General features: G+C 66.9%; 19 protein-coding genes and 1 pseudogene. 7 read left to right on the top strand and 13 right to left on the bottom strand.

The features are described from left to right. The first annotated feature begins 135 nt into the window (after positions 1–135). From AO501_RS10415 to AO501_RS10395, 5 genes are all read left to right on the top strand, one after another. Positions 136–1,713: a proton-conducting transporter membrane subunit gene (locus AO501_RS10415; protein WP_055577636.1), complete on the top strand. Its 1,578-nt coding sequence runs from the start codon at positions 136–138 to the stop codon at positions 1,711–1,713. Further along, the gene (locus AO501_RS10410; protein WP_055577635.1) at positions 1,710–4,298 is read left to right on the top strand and encodes a DUF2309 domain-containing protein; all 2,589 of its coding nucleotides are present in this window, start codon (positions 1,710–1,712) and stop codon (positions 4,296–4,298) included. Before AO501_RS10415 ends, AO501_RS10410 begins: the two co-directional genes overlap by 4 nt. A gap of 14 nt (positions 4,299–4,312) precedes the next feature. Continuing rightward, complete coding sequence (locus AO501_RS10405) at positions 4,313–4,612, top strand: P-II family nitrogen regulator (RefSeq protein ID WP_231513242.1); 300 nt, start codon at positions 4,313–4,315, stop codon at positions 4,610–4,612. A gap of 25 nt (positions 4,613–4,637) precedes the next feature. Beyond that, positions 4,638–5,249 carry a carbonic anhydrase gene (locus tag AO501_RS10400; RefSeq protein ID WP_055577633.1) on the top strand — a complete coding sequence of 204 codons (612 nt, stop codon included), beginning with the start codon at positions 4,638–4,640 and terminating at the stop codon, positions 5,247–5,249. Positions 5,250–5,310: 61 nt separating this feature from the next. Continuing rightward, positions 5,311–6,159, top strand: a complete 849-nt coding sequence (locus AO501_RS10395; protein ID WP_055577632.1) for a DUF6671 family protein — start codon at positions 5,311–5,313, stop codon at positions 6,157–6,159. A gap of 63 nt (positions 6,160–6,222) precedes the next feature. Here the strand turns inward: AO501_RS10395 and AO501_RS10390 are convergent, their stop codons facing one another. Together AO501_RS10390 and AO501_RS10385 are read right to left on the bottom strand one after the other, a co-directional pair. Next, the gene (locus AO501_RS10390) at positions 6,223–6,540 is read right to left on the bottom strand and encodes a helix-turn-helix transcriptional regulator (protein ID WP_055577631.1); all 318 of its coding nucleotides are present in this window, start codon (positions 6,538–6,540) and stop codon (positions 6,223–6,225) included. A gap of 133 nt (positions 6,541–6,673) precedes the next feature. Continuing rightward, a complete protein-coding gene (locus tag AO501_RS10385; RefSeq protein WP_156452459.1) occupies positions 6,674–7,447 on the bottom strand; it encodes an alpha/beta fold hydrolase in 774 nt (257 codons plus the stop codon). Positions 7,448–7,461: 14 nt separating this feature from the next. Here AO501_RS10385 and mhuD point away from each other — a divergent pair, with 14 nt between their 5' ends. Both mhuD and AO501_RS10375 read left to right on the top strand, forming a co-directional pair. After that, positions 7,462–7,779: a mycobilin-forming heme oxygenase MhuD gene (mhuD, locus tag AO501_RS10380; RefSeq protein ID WP_055577630.1), complete on the top strand. Its 318-nt coding sequence runs from the start codon at positions 7,462–7,464 to the stop codon at positions 7,777–7,779. Next, a complete protein-coding gene (locus tag AO501_RS10375) occupies positions 7,754–9,121 on the top strand; it encodes a serine hydrolase (protein ID WP_055577629.1) in 1,368 nt (455 codons plus the stop codon). The genes mhuD and AO501_RS10375 overlap by 26 nt, the downstream gene beginning before the upstream one ends. On the opposite strand, the gene AO501_RS10370 is transcribed toward AO501_RS10375, so the two are convergent. The 11 genes and pseudogenes from AO501_RS10370 to AO501_RS37900 form a co-directional block, all read right to left on the bottom strand. After that, positions 9,122–9,658 carry a histidine phosphatase family protein gene (locus AO501_RS10370; protein WP_269435174.1) on the bottom strand — a complete coding sequence of 179 codons (537 nt, stop codon included), beginning with the start codon at positions 9,656–9,658 and terminating at the stop codon, positions 9,122–9,124. Beyond that, a complete protein-coding gene (locus tag AO501_RS10365; RefSeq protein ID WP_055577628.1) occupies positions 9,655–10,401 on the bottom strand; it encodes a CbtA family protein in 747 nt (248 codons plus the stop codon). The genes AO501_RS10370 and AO501_RS10365 overlap by 4 nt, the downstream gene beginning before the upstream one ends. Before the next feature lie 9 nt (positions 10,402–10,410). After that, complete coding sequence (locus AO501_RS10360) at positions 10,411–10,623, bottom strand: CbtB domain-containing protein (protein WP_371935031.1); 213 nt, start codon at positions 10,621–10,623, stop codon at positions 10,411–10,413. A 141-nt stretch (positions 10,624–10,764) separates the two neighbouring features. Continuing rightward, entirely contained in the window at positions 10,765–13,299 is a 2,535-nt protein-coding gene (gene clpC1 / locus AO501_RS10355; RefSeq protein ID WP_055577627.1) for an ATP-dependent protease ATP-binding subunit ClpC, read from the bottom strand. Between the two features lie 332 nt (positions 13,300–13,631). Beyond that, positions 13,632–13,970: a histone-like nucleoid-structuring protein Lsr2 gene (lsr2, locus tag AO501_RS10350; protein WP_055577626.1), complete on the bottom strand. Its 339-nt coding sequence runs from the start codon at positions 13,968–13,970 to the stop codon at positions 13,632–13,634. 117 nt (positions 13,971–14,087) lie between these two features. Then, complete coding sequence (gene lysS / locus AO501_RS10345) at positions 14,088–15,611, bottom strand: lysine--tRNA ligase (protein ID WP_055577625.1); 1,524 nt, start codon at positions 15,609–15,611, stop codon at positions 14,088–14,090. Between the two features lie 33 nt (positions 15,612–15,644). Next, a complete protein-coding gene (locus AO501_RS10340; RefSeq protein WP_055577624.1) occupies positions 15,645–16,463 on the bottom strand; it encodes a type III pantothenate kinase in 819 nt (272 codons plus the stop codon). A gap of 2 nt (positions 16,464–16,465) precedes the next feature. After that, a complete protein-coding gene (gene panD, locus AO501_RS10335; protein ID WP_055577623.1) occupies positions 16,466–16,897 on the bottom strand; it encodes an aspartate 1-decarboxylase in 432 nt (143 codons plus the stop codon). Continuing rightward, a complete protein-coding gene (gene panC / locus AO501_RS10330) occupies positions 16,897–17,823 on the bottom strand; it encodes a pantoate--beta-alanine ligase (RefSeq protein ID WP_055577687.1) in 927 nt (308 codons plus the stop codon). Before panC ends, panD begins: the two co-directional genes overlap by 1 nt. Further along, the gene (locus AO501_RS10325; RefSeq protein ID WP_055577622.1) at positions 17,823–18,734 is read right to left on the bottom strand and encodes a Rossmann-like and DUF2520 domain-containing protein; all 912 of its coding nucleotides are present in this window, start codon (positions 18,732–18,734) and stop codon (positions 17,823–17,825) included. The genes panC and AO501_RS10325 overlap by 1 nt, the downstream gene beginning before the upstream one ends. Positions 18,735–18,837: 103 nt before the next feature. Next, positions 18,838–19,408: pseudogene (locus AO501_RS37900) on the bottom strand (hypothetical protein); the annotation flags it as partial.

Below are 19,408 nucleotides of genomic sequence, written 5' to 3'. Positions count from 1 at the left end.
ATGACTTCTCGCACACCCGCGTAGATCGTTACATGAAATATATTTCGTGATGTTTGACAGACGTATTTTGTCTCACGTAATCTGCCTCGCATGTACCTCGGACATCTGATAGCCACGAAGGGCGGTGGCTGACCAATGACCGCCGTCCTCCTCACCGTTCTGATTGCGCCCCTGCTCGCATCCGTCATCGCCCTGCTGGCCGGTGACCGGCATCCCCGGCTGGTCGGCCGATTCGGCGCCGCGACCGCCGCTTCGGGACTGGTCGCGGCCGCCGCATTGAGCGTTCAGGTAGTGCTGCACGGGCCGACACACGCCTCGCTGCGTACTGACCACGGCACCCTCGTCGGCGAGGTGAGCGCCGGCCGGCTCAGCGCCCTGCTTCTGGTGCTGGTGTACGGAGTGAGCACGGTCGTTCAACTGTTCGCCCTGCGCTACCTCGCCTGCGACCGCCGGTCGGGCTGGTTCACCGCCGGGACCGGACTGCTCACCACCGCGTCCGCCGGCCTGATGATTTCGGGAACTCTGATCGCTCTGGCCCTCTGCTGGACCTTGGCCGGGACAGCGTTGTGCCTGCTCCTTGCGACTTACTGGGAATTGCCGGCCGCCCGCGACGGCGTGCGACGTACCGCAACCGCGTTCGCGGTGGGCGATCTCGCGCTGTGGTCGGCGGTCGGGTTGGTGACCATGCAGTGGGGGAATCGAAGCCTGTCCGAGTTGACCGTCAGCACGGACGCGTCACCGACGATGCTGGTCGCCGCGGTACTGATCGTGGTGGCTGCGCTGTCGCGGTCCGCGCAGATCCCGTTCCACCGCTGGCTGCCGGCCACCCTCGCGGCACCCACCCCGGTGTCGGCCTTGCTGCACGCCGGTGTGGTCAACGCCGGGGGTGTGCTGCTGGTCCGGCTGAGCCCGATCGTCAGCGGATCGGCGCTGGCCATGGGCATAGCGTTCACCGCCGGCATGCTGAGCATGGTCTACGGGGCCCTGGTGATGCTCACCAAGTCCGACATCAAGGGCTCGTTGGCATATTCGACGATGGCCCAAATGGGCTTCATGATCTTGACCTGTGGCTTGGGCCTGTCCGCCGCGGCGGTCTTCCACCTGGTCGGGCACGGCTTCTACAAGGCCACGCTCTTCTTGTCCTCGGGCTCGGCGATCGCCAAGCGGCGCCAGAAGGCCGCTCGCCCACCCGCGCCGCCGCTGAGCCCTACCCGACGTGCAGCGGTACTCGCCACTGCGCTGCTGGTGCCCGCGGCCGCACTGTACGCAGCCGACGCCGTGATGCCGTTGCACACGGCGGAGCATGGTTCGGCAGAGGCGCTGGTGATCTTTACCTGGGCCACCGCCGCGGCGGCACTGATGGGCTGGCTGGCGCGATCACCTCATTGGCCGGCAGTCTTCGCCGCCGGTGTGGCGCTGCTCGGCGCGGGCGTCGGCTACCTGGCGCTGGTCAACCTGGTGACCGGGTTCCTGTCTCCCGATCTGCCGCCGGTCGCCGTGCCATCGGCCTCTTCGTTGGGCATCGCCGCAGCGGCGGTCGTACTTGGCGCCCTGGCCCTGCTGCGCCAGGCTCCCCCGGATGGCTGGGCCGGCCGTCTGCAGCGTGCCCTCTACACCAAAGCGCTGGTAGCAGGACATGTCTCAGCGATACGCCCACAGCAGATCCCCACCCCGACCCACTTGACCGCACAGCTGACAGGAGCGCACCGATGACCATCGTCGCTGAACACGTCTCGATCGACGCGCTGCGTGCCCAGCTACGCAGCGAGGTGAATCTGGCCGCGCGGGTGGTTCCCACCCACTACCCGCTGGAGACCTTCATCGCCGTCAACCCGCTGGCAGGACTGGAAGGTATGCCTTTCGAGCAGGCGGTGCTGCGCGCCGGTGACCTCTACGGCGTCGCGGGACTGCTCGATGAGACCGCCTACCGCGACCTCTACCACCGCGGGCGGATCACCGACGCCGACCTCGAATCGACACTGCGGCTGCGTTACCCCACCCTGCTGGACGGAGGATCCATCCAGCTGGGTGCCCGGCGCGTGACACCCGCCGAGTTGTTGCGCGACGACCTGCTCAACGGCCGCGTCGCGGCCAAGCCGAAGCGCCGCAACAAGATGCGCAGTGAGCAACTCGCACCGCAGGTAGCCGAGGAGGTGGACGCTCAAGCCGCCAAATGGAGTACGGCATTCTTCGGATCACCCGCGGCGGGTTGGCCGATGCCCGCGCGTGATCGAGGCTTCTTCCACGCCTGGCGGACTCTGGCCGCCGGCGATCACAAATTGAGCCGAAAAGTCCGCGCCGCCCTACGCGAGGTGCCCGAACGAGCCGACGACGCTGCGCTGCAGGCGCTGCGGCAACTGGGCGTCACCGACGACGAACGCATCACCTACCTGCAGGCACATCTGACCCGGCTTCCCGGTTGGGCGGCGTACGTCCGTTGGTATGCCGAGCGGATGGTCGGCGCGGACCTCCTCGACTACCTGGCCCTGCGTCTGACCTACGAAGCATTGCTGCTGCCTGACAACGCTTCTGAGTCGGCCGCCGATGTCGACGCCATCGACCGCCCAGCCATCGCCTCCGCGGAGCAGCGGGCAGCGGATCTCGCGCGCATCTGGGGCCTGAACGAGTTGAGTGACGATGAGCTGGCCCCGGCCGCAAGGATCTTGGCAGCTCTTCCGGTCACGACCCGGCCGGTGGTTTGGCAACAGGCCTACGAGGCGCACTACCGCGACGCGCTGCTGAAGTCCTTGAGTGGCAGCACTGTGCAGGGGTCCCACGGGCGGCCGCACACCCAACTTGTGTGCTGCATCGACGCTCGGTCGGAAGGCCTGCGCCGGCGCATCGAAACCAAGGGCGGATACGAAACCCTCGGCTTTGCAGGGTTTTTCGCGGTCGCCATCCGGTTCACCGACCTGGTCGGCGGAGCGCCCAACGAGCTGTGCCCGGTTCTGATTCGTCCCCAGCACGAAGTCCGCGAAAGCCCGGCACCCGAAGGTGTGCGTGCGGCCAAGCGGCTGCGAGACGGCAGTGTCGTCATGGCCGGCGCCGAGGCCGCCTTCAACACCGCGAAGCAGGCACTTCTGGCGCCGTTCACCCTGGCCGAGGCCTCTGGCTGGGCCGCCGGTCCATGGGCTGCCGCAAAGACGCTGAGCCCGAAAGCCAGCGGCACCCTGCGCCGGCGCCTGCGCGACCGGCTGGCCCCGCCCGCACCCACCGTTCTCTCCGTCAACGACAGCGTCGATCTGGCACAACGGGCCCTCTACGCTCAAGTGGCTCTCACCACCATGGGCCTCACCAGCGGATTCGCCCGGCTGGTAGTGATGTGCGGACACGGCAGCACCACCGAGAACAACCCCTACCAGGCGGCGCTGGACTGCGGGGCGTGCGGCGGGCAACCGGGTGGCCCCAACGCGCGAACCGCGGTCGCCATCCTCAACAACGCCGACGTCCGTGCGGAGTTGCGCGATATGGGCATCTCGATTCCAGAGGACACCTGGTTCGTCGCCGCTCTGCACGACACGGCCACGGACCGGGTTTCTGTCCTGGACGAGCACCTGGTCCCGGCGAGCCATGTGGCGGACCTGCGCCGGCTGAGCACCGATCTCGAGGTGGCCGGTGCGGAGTTGGCCGCCGAGCGCTGCGCCGTCCTACCCGGCGGCCCGGCCCGGCCGGACCCGTCGCGGGCAGCGCGGCACGTCGCCAACCGCTCCGCCGACTGGGCGCAGGTCTTTCCCGAATGGGGGCTGGCCGGCAACGCTGCCTTCATCGTCGGGCCCCGCGACCTCAGCAGCGGCCTCGACCTGGGGCGACGGACCTTCCTGCACTCCTACGAAGCGGACGTCGACCCGGACGGCAGCGCGTTGGAGACGATCCTGACCGCCCCCATGGTCGTGGCCCAGTGGATCAGTTGCCAGTACTACTTCTCGACGGTTGCGCCGGAGCTGTTCGGAGCGGGAACCAAGACGGTCCACAACGTGGTCGCCGGAGTGGGCGTACTCGCCGGCCACGGCGGTGACCTGCAGCTGGGGCTACCTCGCCAATCGGTTACCGACGGTCAGACGTTCGGGCACGAGCCGATGCGCCTGCTGACCGTCGTCCAGGCCCCACTCGCGCGAATCGACATGATCGTCGACCGCAACCCCGTCCTCCAGCATCTGTTCGGAAACGACTGGGTAGCCCTCGCGGCCCGCGAAAAGCCCGGAGACGGCTGGCAGCGCTGGACTCGCAACGGCTGGCGGAGCTGGGAATCGGGAGTCGAAAAGCACAACGCAACTGAGGAGGTATTGCCATGCCACTGAATGGCCTGACAAAAATGACGAAAATCGAAGTGGTGGTGGGCGGCGATCACGCGTCCGCGGTTCGCGACCAATTCCACAGCGCAGGCGCCACCGGGTTCACCAGTGTCTCGGGCGTCTCTGGGCTCGGGCATCACGGCTATCACCAGGGCCGGCTGCTCTTCAACCAGCAAGCGGCACTCGAAATGCTCATCACCGTCGTGCCGGACACCAAGTCAGAGGCACTGGTAGCCGGATTACGACGGCTTCTCGAGGGTTCGCCGGGGGTCATGTTCGTGACCGACACCTACGTCAGCCGGCCCGAGTACTTCAGCTGAAACCAACCACAGAAAGGTAACGAAAATGTCCAACCCCACTTCCGCCTGGCAGGGCCTGCAAGCCGGAAACCAGCACTTCCACAACACTTTGCGCAAGCAGCACAGCGTCGCCAACGGACAGCCGCCCGCCGCCGTCGTGTTCCGCTCCGCAGATTCCGACGTGCCGAGCCAGGTGGTGTTCGGTCAGAGCTGGGGCTCGATCATCGACGTCAGCAACTGGGGACACGTCATCGACACCGGCGTGCTGGCCACCCTCGAGTACGCCGTCGGCACCCTCAAGACGCCGTTGATCGTCATCCTCGGCCACTCGGACTCCAGCGCCATGCAGACGGCCCTCGATGCCTGGAACAACGCCAACTTCCCCGACGGCGCCACGCGTGCCGTCGTCGAACAGGCGGTTTCCTCCCTGGCCCGCGCAGACGCCGGCATCAGTACCGCCGACGATCTGACGGCCGCTCACGTGGCGCACGTCGGGGTGTCGCTGCTGCACAAATCGCCGCTGGTCGCCAAGGCGGTCGACAGCGGACGCTGCGCAATCGTCGCCGCCCTGCTCGACCGTGCGGACGGTCGGGTCCAGGTCTGCGGGACCATCGGGCAGGTTTCCGACAACGAGACACCGTTGCTGCGGGTCGTCTAAGCAGTGCGAGCTGCCGGGCCCGGCGGATTCCGCCGAGCCCGGCCGCCTGCTGAAACCTCTGATGAACGCACCCATTGACTCCTACGCCGGGACGGTGATCGCGATGGGCACCATGCACGGCAAAGAGCGGCAGGTGGCGCCGGCCTTCGCCGCAGAGATCGGTGCCCGGGTGATCGCCCCGCCAGGCATCGACACCGACCAGTTCGGCACCTTTGCGGGCGAGATCACCCGGACGCTCGCACCGGTGGCAGCGGCCTCGGCGAAGGCCCGGTTGGCCATGAGCGCGGCCGGAGTGCCCTACGGAGTGGCCAGCGAAGCCAGCTACGACAGGTGGTACGGCATGCTGGCCGTGCACCAGGAGATCCTGGTGTTCGTCGACGACACCCGGGGCATTCAGCTGGTGGAAGGTGTGAACATCCCGCGTACCCCCGGACCGCCGAAATTGGTCGTGAGCGGCCATGAAGCCGTCGACGCCGCGCGACGCTTCGGGTTCCCCGAGCAGGGAGCGGTCGTCAAAGCCACCGTCGAAGGGGATACGCGCGTTTTCGGCAAGGGACTCACGGATGCGTTCGCTCTGGTCGAGATCGTCGACAACGCCGTGGCGGCCGCGGACAACCGGTGCGCCCTGCTGGAACCCGACCTCCGGGCACACCACAACCCGGGGCGCCGGGAAGTCCTGTCCGCCCTGGCCAATCGACTCGCCGGCCGGCTCGCCACCCCGTGCCCAGGGTGCATGTCACCTGGATACGGGCGGGTCGCGGTCCGCGAAGGGTTACCGTGCCGAGCATGCGGGTCGCCCACCACACTCGTCGCGGCCGACATCCTCGGCTGCCCGGCGTGTGACCACCACAGCGAGGATGCCCGCGGCGGGCTGGCGGCCCCACGCTACTGCCCGGAATGCAACCCCTGACGGCGATCGCAAGCGCGGCGTTGCCGCGCGTAGCGGGTCGCCGCAATCGGTCCCAGCGCCAGGTCAGGAGAGCGCGGTGACCAACTCACCGACGGTGTGGTTGGCTTCGAGTGGGTGTCGCAGCCTGCCTTCGGGGTTGACTTCGTAGACGTTGCGGCGGCCGACCTTCGACTTGATCAGGTAACCCTCGGCGGTCAGGTCGGTCAAGATGGCCTGCACCGAGCGCTCGGTGATACCGACCCGCAGGGCCAACTCGCGCGCCGTCAGCTCTTCGCCGGAGGAGATGCATATCAGGACGTGGGCGTGGTTGGTGAGAAACGTCCAGCTTCGGTCCTGCGGTTCGAGCACAGGCGGAGCAACTCCCCTGCGCTTTCCGGCCACAGACTTCCCGGCAACAGCCACCGCTCGATGATACCCATGCCTGATTCACGTAAACGACTTCGCCAATTCTCCCGCGCGTCGGAACCGGCCTGACCCGCTTCGCCGTCGACGGCGCCGACCCTAGTGCTGGGAGTTACCGCTTTCCGCCGGCCAGGAAGGATTCCACGGCCTGCCGGTAAGCCTCGGGCGCGTCGTCGTGCACCAGGTGGCCGGCCTCCGGGACCGCTAGATACGTTGTCGGGAAATCCCTTTGAGCCATCTGACGCATCTGGCCCGGCGGCGTGACGGTGTTGCCCGCCTCGATCAGCAGTGCCGGCGCGCGTACGCCGCGCCACTGCGCCCAGTAGTCGCGGGTGCCCCACTCCGCGGCGATCTCAATCCATCGCTGGGGGTGCCCGTGCAGGCGCCAGCCCGTGTCGGTACGGTCGAACGCCTCCAGGAAGTACTGGCCGGCAACCGGACCGAATTCGGCGAATACCCTTTCGGCAGAATCGAATTCAACCGGCAGCGCGTGCAGCCAGGGCTCCCACGGCCCGGTGGTCCGCCCGACGAAATCCGGGGCCATGTCCTCCACCACCAGTGCGCTCACCAGTTCCGGCCGCTCGGCGGCCAGACACCAGGAGTGCAGGCCGCCCATCGAATGCCCGATCAGGACGACCCGGGCGTTCAGCGAGCCGACCGCGTCGCCCAAATCGGCGACGAAGCGTTCGGTGCTGATCGGGTAGGGGTCCTCGACGTCACGCCCCCGGTGCCAGGGGGCGTCGTAGGTGTAGACCGCGCCCAGCCGGGTGAGCCACGGCAGCTGTCGCGGCCAGGTGGTGCCGCGTCCCATCAGTCCGTGTACCAGAACCAGCGGCCTGCCCGCTCCGCCGCGATGGGTCAGCAGATCGGCGGCCATGTTCGGCACGGTAGCCTAGCCACATGCCAGTGGTGAAAATCAATGCAATCTCGGTGCCCGCCGGCGCTGGCCCCGAACTGGAAAAACGCTTCGCTCATCGCGCGCACGCGGTGGACAACCAGCCCGGCTTCCTCGGCTTTCAGCTGCTGCGTCCGGTCAATGGTGAAGACCGCTACTTTGTGGTGACACAGTGGGAGTCTGATGAAGCGTTCCAGGCCTGGGCGAACGGGCCCGCGAGAGAAGCCCACGCAGGAGAGCGCGCCAACCCCGTGGCCAGCGGTGCGTCCCTGCTGGAATTCGAGGTTGTGCTCGACGTTGCCGGGACCACCGAGGCTGGGTAGGCGGCGCGCGGCGCCGCGCCGGGCGCTGGCGTTGAGCGCCGCCGCCGCGCTCGTGGTGACGCTCACTCCGGGGTGCTCGTCCTCACCCACTCCGTCGGCGAACGCGGCGAACGTGGGACACCGAATCGACACCAGCACGCCACCGGGTCTGCGGGCTCAGCAGACCATGGACATGCTGAACTCCGAGTGGCCTATCGGCCCGGACGGCGTGCGCACGCTGGCCACCGCCGACAAGGTCGAATCAGTGGAAGCCTCCATGGAGAGCCTGTGGTGGGACCGGCCGTTCACCCTGGACTCGGTATTCATCGGGGCCAACGTGGCGACGCTGCAACTGATCTCCTCTTACGGCGCGCGCCAGGACATCCGGATCCACACCGGCGATACCGGCGAGGTCGACCGGTTCGAAGTCGACACCCAACCGCCACCGCCGATCAACAATTGGTCGGACGTGGACGCGGTGCTGAGCAAGACCGGCGCCCGGTATTCCTATCAGGTGGCCAGGGTCGACAACGGTCAATGCGACCGGGTGGCGGGCGCCAACACCGCCCAGCCCCTGCCGTTGGCATCCATTTTCAAGCTGTACGTACTACACGCCGTCGCGACCGCGGTCACGAACGGCACGGTCTCCTGGGACGACCAGTTGACGGTGACCGCCAAGGGCAAGGCCGTCGGTTCCTCGGGCCTGGAACTGGCTGTGGGCGACCATGTTTCGGTGCGCACGGCCGCCGAGAAGATGATCGCCACCAGTGACAACATGGCCACTGACATGTTGATCGAGCGAGTGGGAACACGCGCCATCGAGCAAGCCCTGGCCAGCGCAGGGCACCACGATCCGGCCAGCATGACGCCATTCCCCACCATGTACGAGTTGTTCTCGATCGGCTGGGGACAGCCGGATGTGCGTGAGCAGTGGAAGAACGCGACCCAACAGGAACGGGCCGCGCTACTGGCCCAGGCGAATTCGACCGAGTACAAGCCCGATCCATTTCGCGCGCACACGCCCGCCTCGGCCTACGGCGCCGAGTGGTATGGCAACGCCGAGGACATCTGCCGGGTTCACGTGGCATTGCAGTCCGACGCCGTGGGCGCGGCCGCGCCGGTGCGGCAGATCCTGTCCGCGGTAGCCGGCATCCGCTTGGACCCCAACGTGTGGCCGTACATCGGCGCGAAAGCCGGTGGGCTGCCCGGAGATCTGACGTTCAGCTGGTATGCGGTCGACAAGACCGGCCAGCCCTGGGTGGTCAGTTTCCAGTTGAACTGGCCGCACGACCACGGGCCGACGGTGACCAGCTGGATGCTGAAGGTCGCCCAGCAGGTCTTTGCGCTGGTGGCGCCCCGCTGACTAGATCCGCAGGGTCCAGACCCCGCCCCGGCGATGCAGCACGGTGTGGCCGGCGGGGGCAACATCGATGCGCCAGAACGATTTCGGCGGTGCGCTCAGGGCCACCAGGATCGCCGCTCGGATGACCGCGGGGTGAGTGACTGCTACCGTCCGGACCGCGTCGTCCAGCTGCGTCAGCCAACCGGCGACCCGCTCGACCAGTTCGACGATCGACTCCCCGCGGTGCGGCGCCGCGGCCGGTTCGGTCAGCCAATCCCGCAGGCCGGCGGGCGGAATGTTCTGCAGCTCTTGGCCGCGCCACTGTCCGCAGTCCAGGTCGGCCAGCCGGGGCTCGACGATGGCCTGCAGACCAAGCAGTTCCGCGGTTTCGCGCGTCCGCAGTTCGGGCCCGGCGAGTGCCCGCTCGGCGGTGACCGGACACCCGGTCTGACGGCGACCGATGTCGCTGAGCGGTTCGTCGACCGGGAAACGCCCCGCCGACATCGCGTCGGTCATCGCGTGGGAAATCAGCGTCAGCCGGGCGGTGGGCCGGGTCACGCCGCTACGCTCTGCGCCCTTGTTCCCTCACCCAGGAGCCGGCCGGCCAGCACCGCGAACACCAACCCCATGCCTGTCCACATCACCAGCTGGGTGCCCAGCGACACCAGCCTGAATTCATAGAGGTCGTCGGCGGGAAAGCCGGGCGGCACCTCGGCGACGTTCGGCAAGGCCAGCGCGACGGCCGCTGCCGCGAGCACATAGGCACCGGCCGCGAGCAGCCTGGCAGTGAACTCGCCGAAGCGCGCCACCAGAAGCCGGGCCAGCCAGACGGCGCCGATCGCCAGCCCCACCGAAGCCAGCACCATCACCACGAACCACAGGGTGCGCGACCCGATCGTGTCCGCCTGCCCCACCGCAGGCGGATTGGGCGGGTACTTCAGGAACGGCACCAGATACACCGCGACAAACGCCGCGGCGGCCAACCGCAGTGAAAGCGACTGCGGCGCAATGCGTCCCGCTCTCGGGTAGTACACGCAGAACACCACCGCGAATAACGCGCCCACCGCGATGCCGAAGATCAGCACGCCGAAGCCCAGACCGGCGTTGCCCTGGACGCCGCGCGAGAACAGTTCCGCGCCGTGCTCGTGCACACCCTGAGCGTGCGCAGCTTCGACCCGGCCTTCTTCGAACTCGATGGCACGGCCGATGACCGGCTCGGCGAACAGACGGCCGAACACAAACGCCAGCACTGCACCGACTGCACCCGCCAGCACACCGCGCGCTATCAGACGCTTCTCCACGGCTGCGGGTCAGTGGCAGGGGAAGCCGAGCAAATGCCTTGCGTCGTGGAAGAACTCGTGCACGTGGGTGTCGCTGCCGAATAGCGACACGGCGCCCTGGTCGATGCCGACGAAGTAGATCGCCAACAGTGCCAGGAACGCTGTCGCCGCCAGCCACAGCGCCGCATTGGCAGCCGAGAGGTCAACCGATCCGACCCGCGTCGTCTCAGAACTCGCCACGATCAACTCCTTCTGGGATCTCGCGCCCCACTCGGATAACTCCACCTGATGACGGGCGCCGGGTCTGACTCTCGACAGTGGCGCGACCGTTCTGGAATCTCACCAGATTCCGGTGCCCGTCAGCATTGGCAGTCTATGCCCGCCTTAACCCGAGGTGCCAGGACCACCGGCGCCGGCCTTGGCCAGATCCGGCTCGGCCGGCGGCTTGCGCGTTCCGGTGAAGGTGAACACGGCGTCCTCGCCGCTGCCCTCGCCGTCCCAGTTGTCGACGTCGACGGTGACGACCTGCCCCGGACCGACCTCCTCGAAGAGGATCTTCTCCGACAGCTGGTCCTCGATCTCCCGCTGGATGGTGCGCCGCAGCGGACGGGCGCCCAGCACCGGGTCGAAGCCGCGCTTGGCCAGCAGTGCCTTGGCCTTGTCGGTCAGCTCCATCTCCATGTCCTTGGTCTTGAGCTGCTTGCCGACGCGTTCGATCATCAGGTCGACCATCTGAATGATCTCGTCCTTCGTCAACTGGTGGAAGACGATGATGTCGTCGATGCGGTTCAGGAACTCCGGACGGAAGTGCTTCTTCAGCTCGTCGTTGACCTTCTGCTTCATCCGCTCGTAGTCGTTGGCGCCGCCACCCTGGGTGAACCCGAGCCCGACGGGCTTGGAGATGTCGGATGTCCCCAGGTTGGAGGTGAAGATCAGCACGGTGTTCTTGAAGTCGACCGTACGGCCCTGGCCGTCGGTAAGCCGGCCGTCCTCGAGCACCTGCAACAGGCTGTTGTAGATCTCCTGGTGCGCCTTCTCGATCTCGTCGAACAAGACAACCGAGAACGGCTTGCGCCGCACCTTCTCGGTGAGCTGACCGCCCTCCTCGTAGCCCACGTAGCCCGGAGGGGCACCGAACAACCGCGACGCGGTGAATCGGTCGTGGAACTCGCCCATGTCGATCTGGATGAGCGCGTCGTCGTCGCCGAACAGGAAGTTGGCCAGCGCCTTGGACAGCTCGGTCTTACCGACACCGGACGGGCCGGCGAAGATGAACGAGCCAGACGGGCGCTTCGGGTCTTTCAGCCCGGCGCGGGTACGACGGATCGCCTTGGAGACCGCCTTGACCGCGTCCACCTGGCCGATGATCCGCTTGTGCAGCTCCTCCTCCATGCGCAGCAGTCGGGTGGTCTCAGCCTCGGTGAGCTTGAACACCGGGATGCCGGTCCAGTTGCCCAGCACCTCGGCGATCTCGTTGTCGTCCACCTCGGCAACGACGTCCATGTCGCCCGAACGCCACTGCTTCTCGCGCTCGGCGCGCTGGGCGACCAGTTGCTTCTCCCGGTCCCGGAGACTGGCGGCCTTCTCGAAGTCCTGGGCGTCGATCGCTGATTCCTTCTCCCGGCGCGCGTCGGCGATCTTCTCGTCGAACTCACGCAGGTCTGGCGGCGCGGTCATCCGGCGGATACGCATCCGGGCGCCGGCCTCGTCGATCAGGTCGATCGCCTTATCCGGCAGGAACCGGTCATTGATGTAGCGGTCGGCCAGGGTGGCCGCGGCCACCAGCGCCCCGTCGGTGATGGACACCCGGTGGTGCGCCTCGTAGCGGTCCCGCAGACCCTTGAGGATCTCGATCGTGTGTGCCACCGTCGGCTCACCCACCTGCACCGGCTGGAACCGGCGCTCGAGCGCGGCGTCCTTCTCGATGTACTTGCGGTACTCGTCGAGTGTGGTGGCGCCGATGGTCTGCAGCTCGCCGCGGGCCAGCTTGGGCTTGAGGATGCTGGCGGCGTCGATGGCGCCCTCGGCGGCACCCGCACCGACCAGCGTGTGCAGCTCGTCGATGAACAGGATGATGTCGCCGCGGGTGTTGATCTCCTTGAGCACCTTCTTCAGGCGTTCCTCGAAGTCACCGCGGTAGCGGGAGCCCGCGACCAGCGATCCCAGGTCAAGGGTGTAGAGCTGCTTGTCCTTGAGCGTCTCGGGAACCTCGCCGTGCACGATCGCCTGCGCGAGACCCTCGACCACGGCGGTCTTGCCGACGCCGGGTTCGCCGATCAGCACCGGGTTGTTCTTGGTACGCCGGGACAGCACCTGCATGACCCGCTCGATTTCCTTCTCGCGGCCGATGACCGGGTCGAGCTTGCCTTCCATGGCCGCGGCGGTGAGGTTACGGCCGAACTGGTCGAGCACCAGCGAGGTGGACGGGCTGCCGGATTCACCGCCCCGGCCACCGGTGCCGGCCTCTGCGGCTTCCTTACCCTGGTAGCCGCTCAGCAGCTGGATCACCTGCTGGCGCACCCGGGTCAGTTCAGCACCCAGCTTGACCAGCACCTGGGCCGCAACGCCCTCACCCTCACGGATCAGGCCCAGCAGGATGTGCTCGGTGCCGATGTAGTTGTGGCCGAGCTGCAACGCTTCACGCAGGCTCAGCTCGAGAACCTTCTTGGCCCGCGGAGTGAAAGGGATGTGCCCGGACGGCGCCTGCTGGCCCTGGCCGATGATCTCCTCGACCTGGCTGCGCACGCCTTCCAGCGAGATACCCAGTGACTCCAGCGACTTGGCCGCGACACCTTCGCCCTCGTGGATCAGACCCAGGAGAATGTGCTCGGTGCCGATGTAATTGTGGTTGAGCATCCGGGCCTCTTCTTGCGCCAGGACGACGACCCTGCGGGCACGGTCGGTAAATCTTTCGAACATCGTCGGTTACCTGCTCTCCCTCACCATTAGGTACTCCGCCTCGGAAAGGCGTCTGCCGGCTTTTGCCGACCTTTTGTCGACTCCGGCCCCGACACCGCGTACCTGTCGTCCACTGTAATGGTCGGCCTGCCACGCTTCATACCTCGCAGTGCGCAGCGGTGGCCGGACGTGACTGGTCTCGACTGGTCGTGACTGGTCTTGACTGGTTCAACCTGGTTTAACGAGGAAAAGCCCCAATGCGTTACCCGCATTGGGCGCCGATCAGTTCGCCACCAGCGAAAAGAAAAATCCGGCGCCCAGGCTCTGAAGCCTGGGCGCCGGCAAGAGTGTGCCTAGGTGGCCGCGTGGAACGCGTCGATGACGTCGGCCGGGATACGCCCACGGGTCGACACGTTGTGCCCGTTGCGGCGCGCCCATTCGCGGATCGCGGCGCTCTGCTCGCGATCGATGGCGCCGCGGCCACGGCCCGAACCGGAACGCCCGCGCCGCCTACCGCCCACGCGACGGCCCGCCGCAACCCATTGCTTCAGGTCATTGCGCAGCTTCGTCGCATTCTTACTGGAAAGGTCGATCTCATAGGTCACCCCGTCAAGCCCGAATTCGACCGTTTCGTCGGCGGAGCCGGCACCGTCGAAATCATCGACCAAGGTGACGGTCACTTTCTTCGCCATTGGCTTACCCTCACGTTTCTTCCTGTGCAGTTACAGATCCTGTTTGGATAGACTCCCCACCGACCTAATCTGCCATAAGAACTCAAAATACTCAATCCAGACACAACTTTGTGCAGTTCAGTTGGAGTGCGGGCGAACAATCGGGAACAAAACAGTCTCCCTAATTGACAGCCCGGTCAAACACATCAACAACCGATCGATACCCATTCCCGTTCCAGTGCAGGGCGGCATCCCGAACTCCAGGGCGGCCAGAAAATCTTCGTCGAGTTGCATGGCCTCGTCATCCCCGGCGGCTGCGGCACGGGCCTGATCAGCAAATCTCTCCCGTTGCACTACCGGGTCGTTTAATTCCGAGTACCCGGTGGCCAGCTCCATTCCGCGCACGTATAGGTCCCACTTCTCGGTCACGCCGCGGATGCTGCGGTGGTGGCGGGTCAATGGCGTTGTCTCGACCGGAAAATCCCTGACAAAAGTGGGCGCGGTGAGCGTGTTGCCCACGGTGTGCTCCCAGAGTTCCTCGACGAGTTTGCCGTGACCAAAACCACGGTTGTCGGGAATCTCCACGTCCAGTTGCGCCGCGATGTCGCGTAACCGTTCGACCGGCGTCTCCGGCGTGATCTCTTCACCCAGAGCTTTGGACAGCGAGGAATACATCTGCAGAGTTGCCCATTCTCCGTCGATGTCGTAGACAGTGCCGTCGGGCATCGGGAGTTGTCTGGTCCCGATCGCCTCATCGGCCACCTCTTGAATAAGCTCCCTAGTGACGACTGCCGAATCGTCATAGGTCCCGTAGGTCTGGTACGTCTCCAACATGGAAAATTCCGGGGAATGGGTGGAATCGGTTCCTTCGTTTCGGAAGACCCGATTTAGTTCGAAGACCCTGTCGAAACCACCGACGATGCAGCGCTTCAGGAACAGTTCCGGCGCGATCCGCAGGTAAAGGTCGATGTCGAGTGCATTGGAATGGGTGATGAACGGCCGTGCGGCGGCCCCGCCGGCCAGCGTCTGCAGGATGGGAGTTTCGACCTCGAGGAACCCGCGTCGCTCGAGTGCATTTCTGATGGCGCGTATAACAGCGATCCGCTGGCGCGCCACCGAACGCGCCTGCGGCCGGACGATCAGGTCGACATACCGTTGCCGTACCCGTGCCTCTTCACTCATCTCTTTGTGGGCGACGGGCAGGGGTCGCAGCGACTTGGCCGCCATCTGCCAGGAATCGGCGAGGACGGACAGTTCGCCTCGGCGTGAACTGATCACGGTGCCGTGCACGAAGACGATGTCGCCGAGGTCGACGTCGGCCTTCCACGCATCCAGAGATTCCTGACCCACCTTGTCGAGGCTGATCATCGCCTGCAGCTGGGTGCCGTCTCCATCCTGAAGTGTCGCGAAGCACAATTTTCCGGTGTTGCGAGCGAACACCACCCGTCCCGCGACACCGACCACGTCGTCGGTCGAGGTGTCGGTGGGCAGGTCAGGGTGGGCCGCGCGAACCTCGGCCAGCGTGTGCGTCCGCTCAATCGCCACCGGGTACGGGTCGTGACCCTCTGCCAACAGCCGGGCGCGCTTGTCCCGCCGGATCCGGAACTGCTCGGGAAGATCCCCTAAGGGATCTCTGTCGGGATCGCTATCGGCGGCACTCACGACGTGCCAGCTTAAATGAGATCGCGCCGGCGCTCAGCGCGCGGTCTTGAGCCGGCCGCGCTGGGCATCGCGGTTGCGTTCGAAAACGAGCCGCAGCCCGTGCAGTGTCAGATGCTGGTCGTAGTGCTCCACCGTGTGCAGTTCGGGCAGCAACAGCGGTGCGGTGTGTCCGGTGGCCACCACGGCGACGTCGTCACCGGCCGAGAATCCGGCGACGTCGTCGCGGATGCGGCCCACCAGTCCGTCGACCAACCCGGCAAACCCGAAAACCGCACCGGCCTGCATGCACTCGACTGTGTTCTTGCCCACCACCGATCTGGGGCGGGCCAGCTCGACTCGGCGCAGGGCGGCCGAGCGGGCCGCCGCGGCGTCCGAGGACACCTGCACGCCGGGCGCGATCGCGCCACCGAGAAACTCTCCCTTGGCTGACACCACATCCACGCAGATCGACGACCCGAAGTCGACCACGATGGCGGCCCTGCCGAACTTGTGGAAGGCCGCCAGACAGTTGACGATGCGGTCGGCCCCCACCTCTTTCGGGTTGTCCACCAACAGCGGAATACCGGTGCGCACCCCGGGCTCGATCAGCACATGCGGCACGGACGGCCAGTACTGCTCGAGCATGATCCGCACCTCGTGCAGCACCGACGGCACGGTGGACAGCCCCGCGGCGCCGGTGAGGCGCTCGGCATCCTCACCGATCAGACCGTCGATGGTGAGCGCCAGTTCGTCCGCGGTGACTTCCGACTCGGTGCGGATGCGCCACTGCTGAACTACTTTGGCGTTGTCTTTGACGCCGGATATCAGGCCGACGACCGTGTGAGTGTTGCGGACGTCGATCGCCAGCAGCACGGTTACCGCACGCCGATCCGCGGGTCGAGCAACTCCCCCATACTCGGTGGCACGCCGTCGGGCACGTGAGCGGGGTCACTGCCCAGGTCGATCTGCTTGTTGTCGGCGTCGACGAAGACGATCCGCGGCTGGTAGGCGCGCGCCTCGGCGTCTTCCATGGTGCCGTAAGCGATCAGTATCACCAGGTCACCCGGGTGGACGAGATGTGCTGCGGCACCGTTGATTCCGATCACACCGGTACCGCGCTCACCCGTGATGGCGTAGGTGACCAACCGGGCCCCATTGTCGATGTCGACGATAGTGACCTGTTCACCCTCGAGTAGGTCGGCGGCGTCCATCAGGTCGGCGTCGATGGTCACCGATCCGACGTAGTGCAAATCGGCCTGAGTGACGGTGGCGCGGTGGATCTTCGACTTCAACATCGTCCGTAACATCAGTTCCTCCAATTCGATTGAGCGTCCGGCCCACTGGTGGTGCCGGCGAGATTGCCGATTTGAATTGCCACATTGTCCAGCAGTCTGGTGGTGCCGAGCCTGGCCGCGACCAACAGCCGGCCGGATCCGTTGGTTGGCACCGGACCCAGCTCGGTGTCCCGCAGCTGCAGATAGTCGACGACCAGTTCCGGCGTGGCCTGCAGCACCGCATGCGCCGCGTCCAGGGCGGCCTGGACGCCATAACTCGCGGCGTGCGCACCCGCGCTCAACGCCGCCGAAAGGGCCACGGCCGCTTCACGTTGCGCCGGATCGAGGTAGCGGTTGCGGGACGACATGGCCAGCCCGTCGCGTTCCCGAACCGTCGGCACGCCCACCACCTGCACGTCGATATTCAGGTCGGCGACCATCTGCCGGATCAGCACCAGCTGCTGGTAGTCCTTCTCGCCGAAGAACGCCCGGTCCGGCCGCACGATCTGCAGAAGTTTGAGAACGACCGTCAGCACGCCGGCGAAATGTGTTGGGCGTGCACCACCTTCGAGCTCGGCAGCCAGCGGACCCGGCTGCACGGTGGTACGCAGGCCACCGGGATACATACCCGAAGCCGACGGCGCGAAAACGATGTCCACACCCTCGCCCCGCAGCAGTTCCACATCCTGGTCGAGGGTGCGCGGGTAGGCGTCAAGGTCCTCGCCGGCGCCGAACTGTAACGGGTTGACGAAGATCGACACCACCACCACCGAACCCGGGACCCGTTTGGCGGCACGCACCAAGGTCAGGTGACCGTCGTGCAGCGCTCCCATGGTGGGCACCAACATGATTCGCCGGCCGGTATGCCGCAGCGCGCGGGTGACGTCGCTGACGTCGGCCGGCGCCGAATACACGTTGAGTTCGCCCGGCTTGAAGGCAGGCGGCTTCTTGTTGCCGATCACCGGGCCAGCACCTCGACTACATCTTCGGGGGCGTGCGCACGCTGCGCGGTGCGCAGCGCATTCACCCGGTACGCGTGGGCAAGGTCCGGGTCCGCATCCCCGAGCGCATTCAGGTGTCCCGCGACGGCGGCCGCGTCGCCGCGGGCGACCGGGCCGGTGAGTGCGGCCTGACCGCGCTGCAACGTGTTCTCCAGCGCTGCACGGGCCAGCGGGCCGACGATGCGTTCGGCGATACCGCCCGGCTGGTTGTCGACGCGCTGTTGTCCCAGCAATTCGTCCCCTGCCAGGGCGGCCCGCAACGCCTCCAGCGCGTCGGCCAGCACCGTCACCAGATGATTGGATGCGTGGGCCAACGCGGCGTGGTACAGCACGCGGGCCTCCTCGCGGACGCAGAACGGCTCGCCGCCCATCTCCAGTACCAACGACTGGCCGATGGCATATCCGACTTCGTCGGCCGCCGTCACGCCGAAACAGGTGTCGGGCAGTCGGGCGATGTCTTCGTCCGAGCCGGTGAAGGTCATCGCCGGGTGAATCGCCACCGGGATGCAACCCTGCCGGGTCAACGGGTCCAGGATTCCGATGCCGTTGGCACCGGAGGTGTGCACCACGATGGTGCCCGGCCGGACCGCGGAGGTGGCGGCCAAACCGGCGACCAGGCCGGGCAGCTCGCTGTCGGTGACGGCCAGAACCAGCAACTCAGCAGCCGCCGCGACATCCGGCGGCGAAAGTACCGGCGTATCGGGCAACCGGCGCTGCGCCCGTTGCAGGGAGGCCTGGGAAATGGCGCTGCAGGCCACCACGACATGGTCGGCACGCTCCAGCGCTACACCCAGCGCCGAGCCGACCCGACCCGCCGAGATGATTCCCACCTTCAGCCTGGCCGGGCGCAGTCCGTCGAACTGCTCCATCGCAGACGACCTCACAGATTTCTTTCGTACGTTCCAGTCCCGCTGCTGGGGTACCGGACGGTCACTACGACTGTAGTCGATCCGTCAGACCGAGCACAGCGTGTCAGGCGTCACGCCGACGCCGCCGGCCGCCTCCGCTCGGCTGCACCTGGAACCTCGCCAGGAGGTCGGCAGCCGACTGACCACCGCTTTGCGGCTCGTCCTGGCTCTCGACCGGTTCCTCGGCACTGCGATGCCGGGGGGCCGGCGGTGCGGGAGCAAGCCGGGGCGGCGCGGGTGGCGGCGGCGCCTCTTCGGGCTGCCAGTCCCGGGGACGCGCGAGATTGCCGACACCGAAGTCCCGGTACTCCGCGGAATGCCGGGACCGCGAACGGCGGCCGCCGTACTGCGGCGCGGGCTCGTCGGGAGCGGTCCCGAGGGCGCCGGCCTCCGGCTCGTCGGACTCGGCCCGGTAACGCCTTCTACGGCCTTCCGGCTCGGCGGGGGGCGGGACCGCGGGAGCATCTGCCGGCGTCCAGCGGCTGCCGGGCGCGCCCGGAGGCAGCCACTGACCCTCGGCGGGCGCAGGCTGCCAGGCTGCCGGCTGGGGCTGAGGACGGGGCGCCGGCGGCTGGAACTGCGGCTGGGGCTGCGGTTGGGGCTGGGATTGCGGCTGTGGCTGGGATTGCGGTGGC

It is taken from the genome of Mycobacterium gordonae (genome assembly GCF_001417955.2).
Taxonomy (GTDB): Bacteria; Actinomycetota; Actinomycetes; order Mycobacteriales; family Mycobacteriaceae; genus Mycobacterium; species Mycobacterium gordonae_B.
Note: the sequence above shows the minus strand (reverse complement) of the source record. Positions and strands in the feature narration are given on the sequence as shown.

What these genes read in the sequence shown, in the direction of transcription:
- AO501_RS10400 (WP_055577633.1), top strand. Translation starts at nt 4,638, where the DNA reads ATGTCCAACCCCACTTCCGCCTGGCAGGGCCTGCAAGCCGGAAACCAG.
- lsr2 (WP_055577626.1), bottom strand. Translation starts at nt 13,970, where the DNA reads ATGGCGAAGAAAGTGACCGTCACCTTGGTCGATGATTTCGACGGTGCC.
- AO501_RS10325 (WP_055577622.1), bottom strand. Translation starts at nt 18,734, where the DNA reads ATGGAGCAGTTCGACGGACTGCGCCCGGCCAGGCTGAAGGTGGGAATC.
- mhuD (WP_055577630.1), top strand. Translation starts at nt 7,462, where the DNA reads ATGCCAGTGGTGAAAATCAATGCAATCTCGGTGCCCGCCGGCGCTGGC.
- AO501_RS10395 (WP_055577632.1), top strand. Translation starts at nt 5,311, where the DNA reads ATGAACGCACCCATTGACTCCTACGCCGGGACGGTGATCGCGATGGGC.
- clpC1 (WP_055577627.1), bottom strand. Translation starts at nt 13,299, where the DNA reads ATGTTCGAAAGATTTACCGACCGTGCCCGCAGGGTCGTCGTCCTGGCG.
- AO501_RS10415 (WP_055577636.1), top strand. Translation starts at nt 136, where the DNA reads ATGACCGCCGTCCTCCTCACCGTTCTGATTGCGCCCCTGCTCGCATCC.
- AO501_RS10405 (WP_231513242.1), top strand. Translation starts at nt 4,313, where the DNA reads ATGACGAAAATCGAAGTGGTGGTGGGCGGCGATCACGCGTCCGCGGTT.
- AO501_RS10410 (WP_055577635.1), top strand. Translation starts at nt 1,710, where the DNA reads ATGACCATCGTCGCTGAACACGTCTCGATCGACGCGCTGCGTGCCCAG.
- panD (WP_055577623.1), bottom strand. Translation starts at nt 16,897, where the DNA reads ATGTTACGGACGATGTTGAAGTCGAAGATCCACCGCGCCACCGTCACT.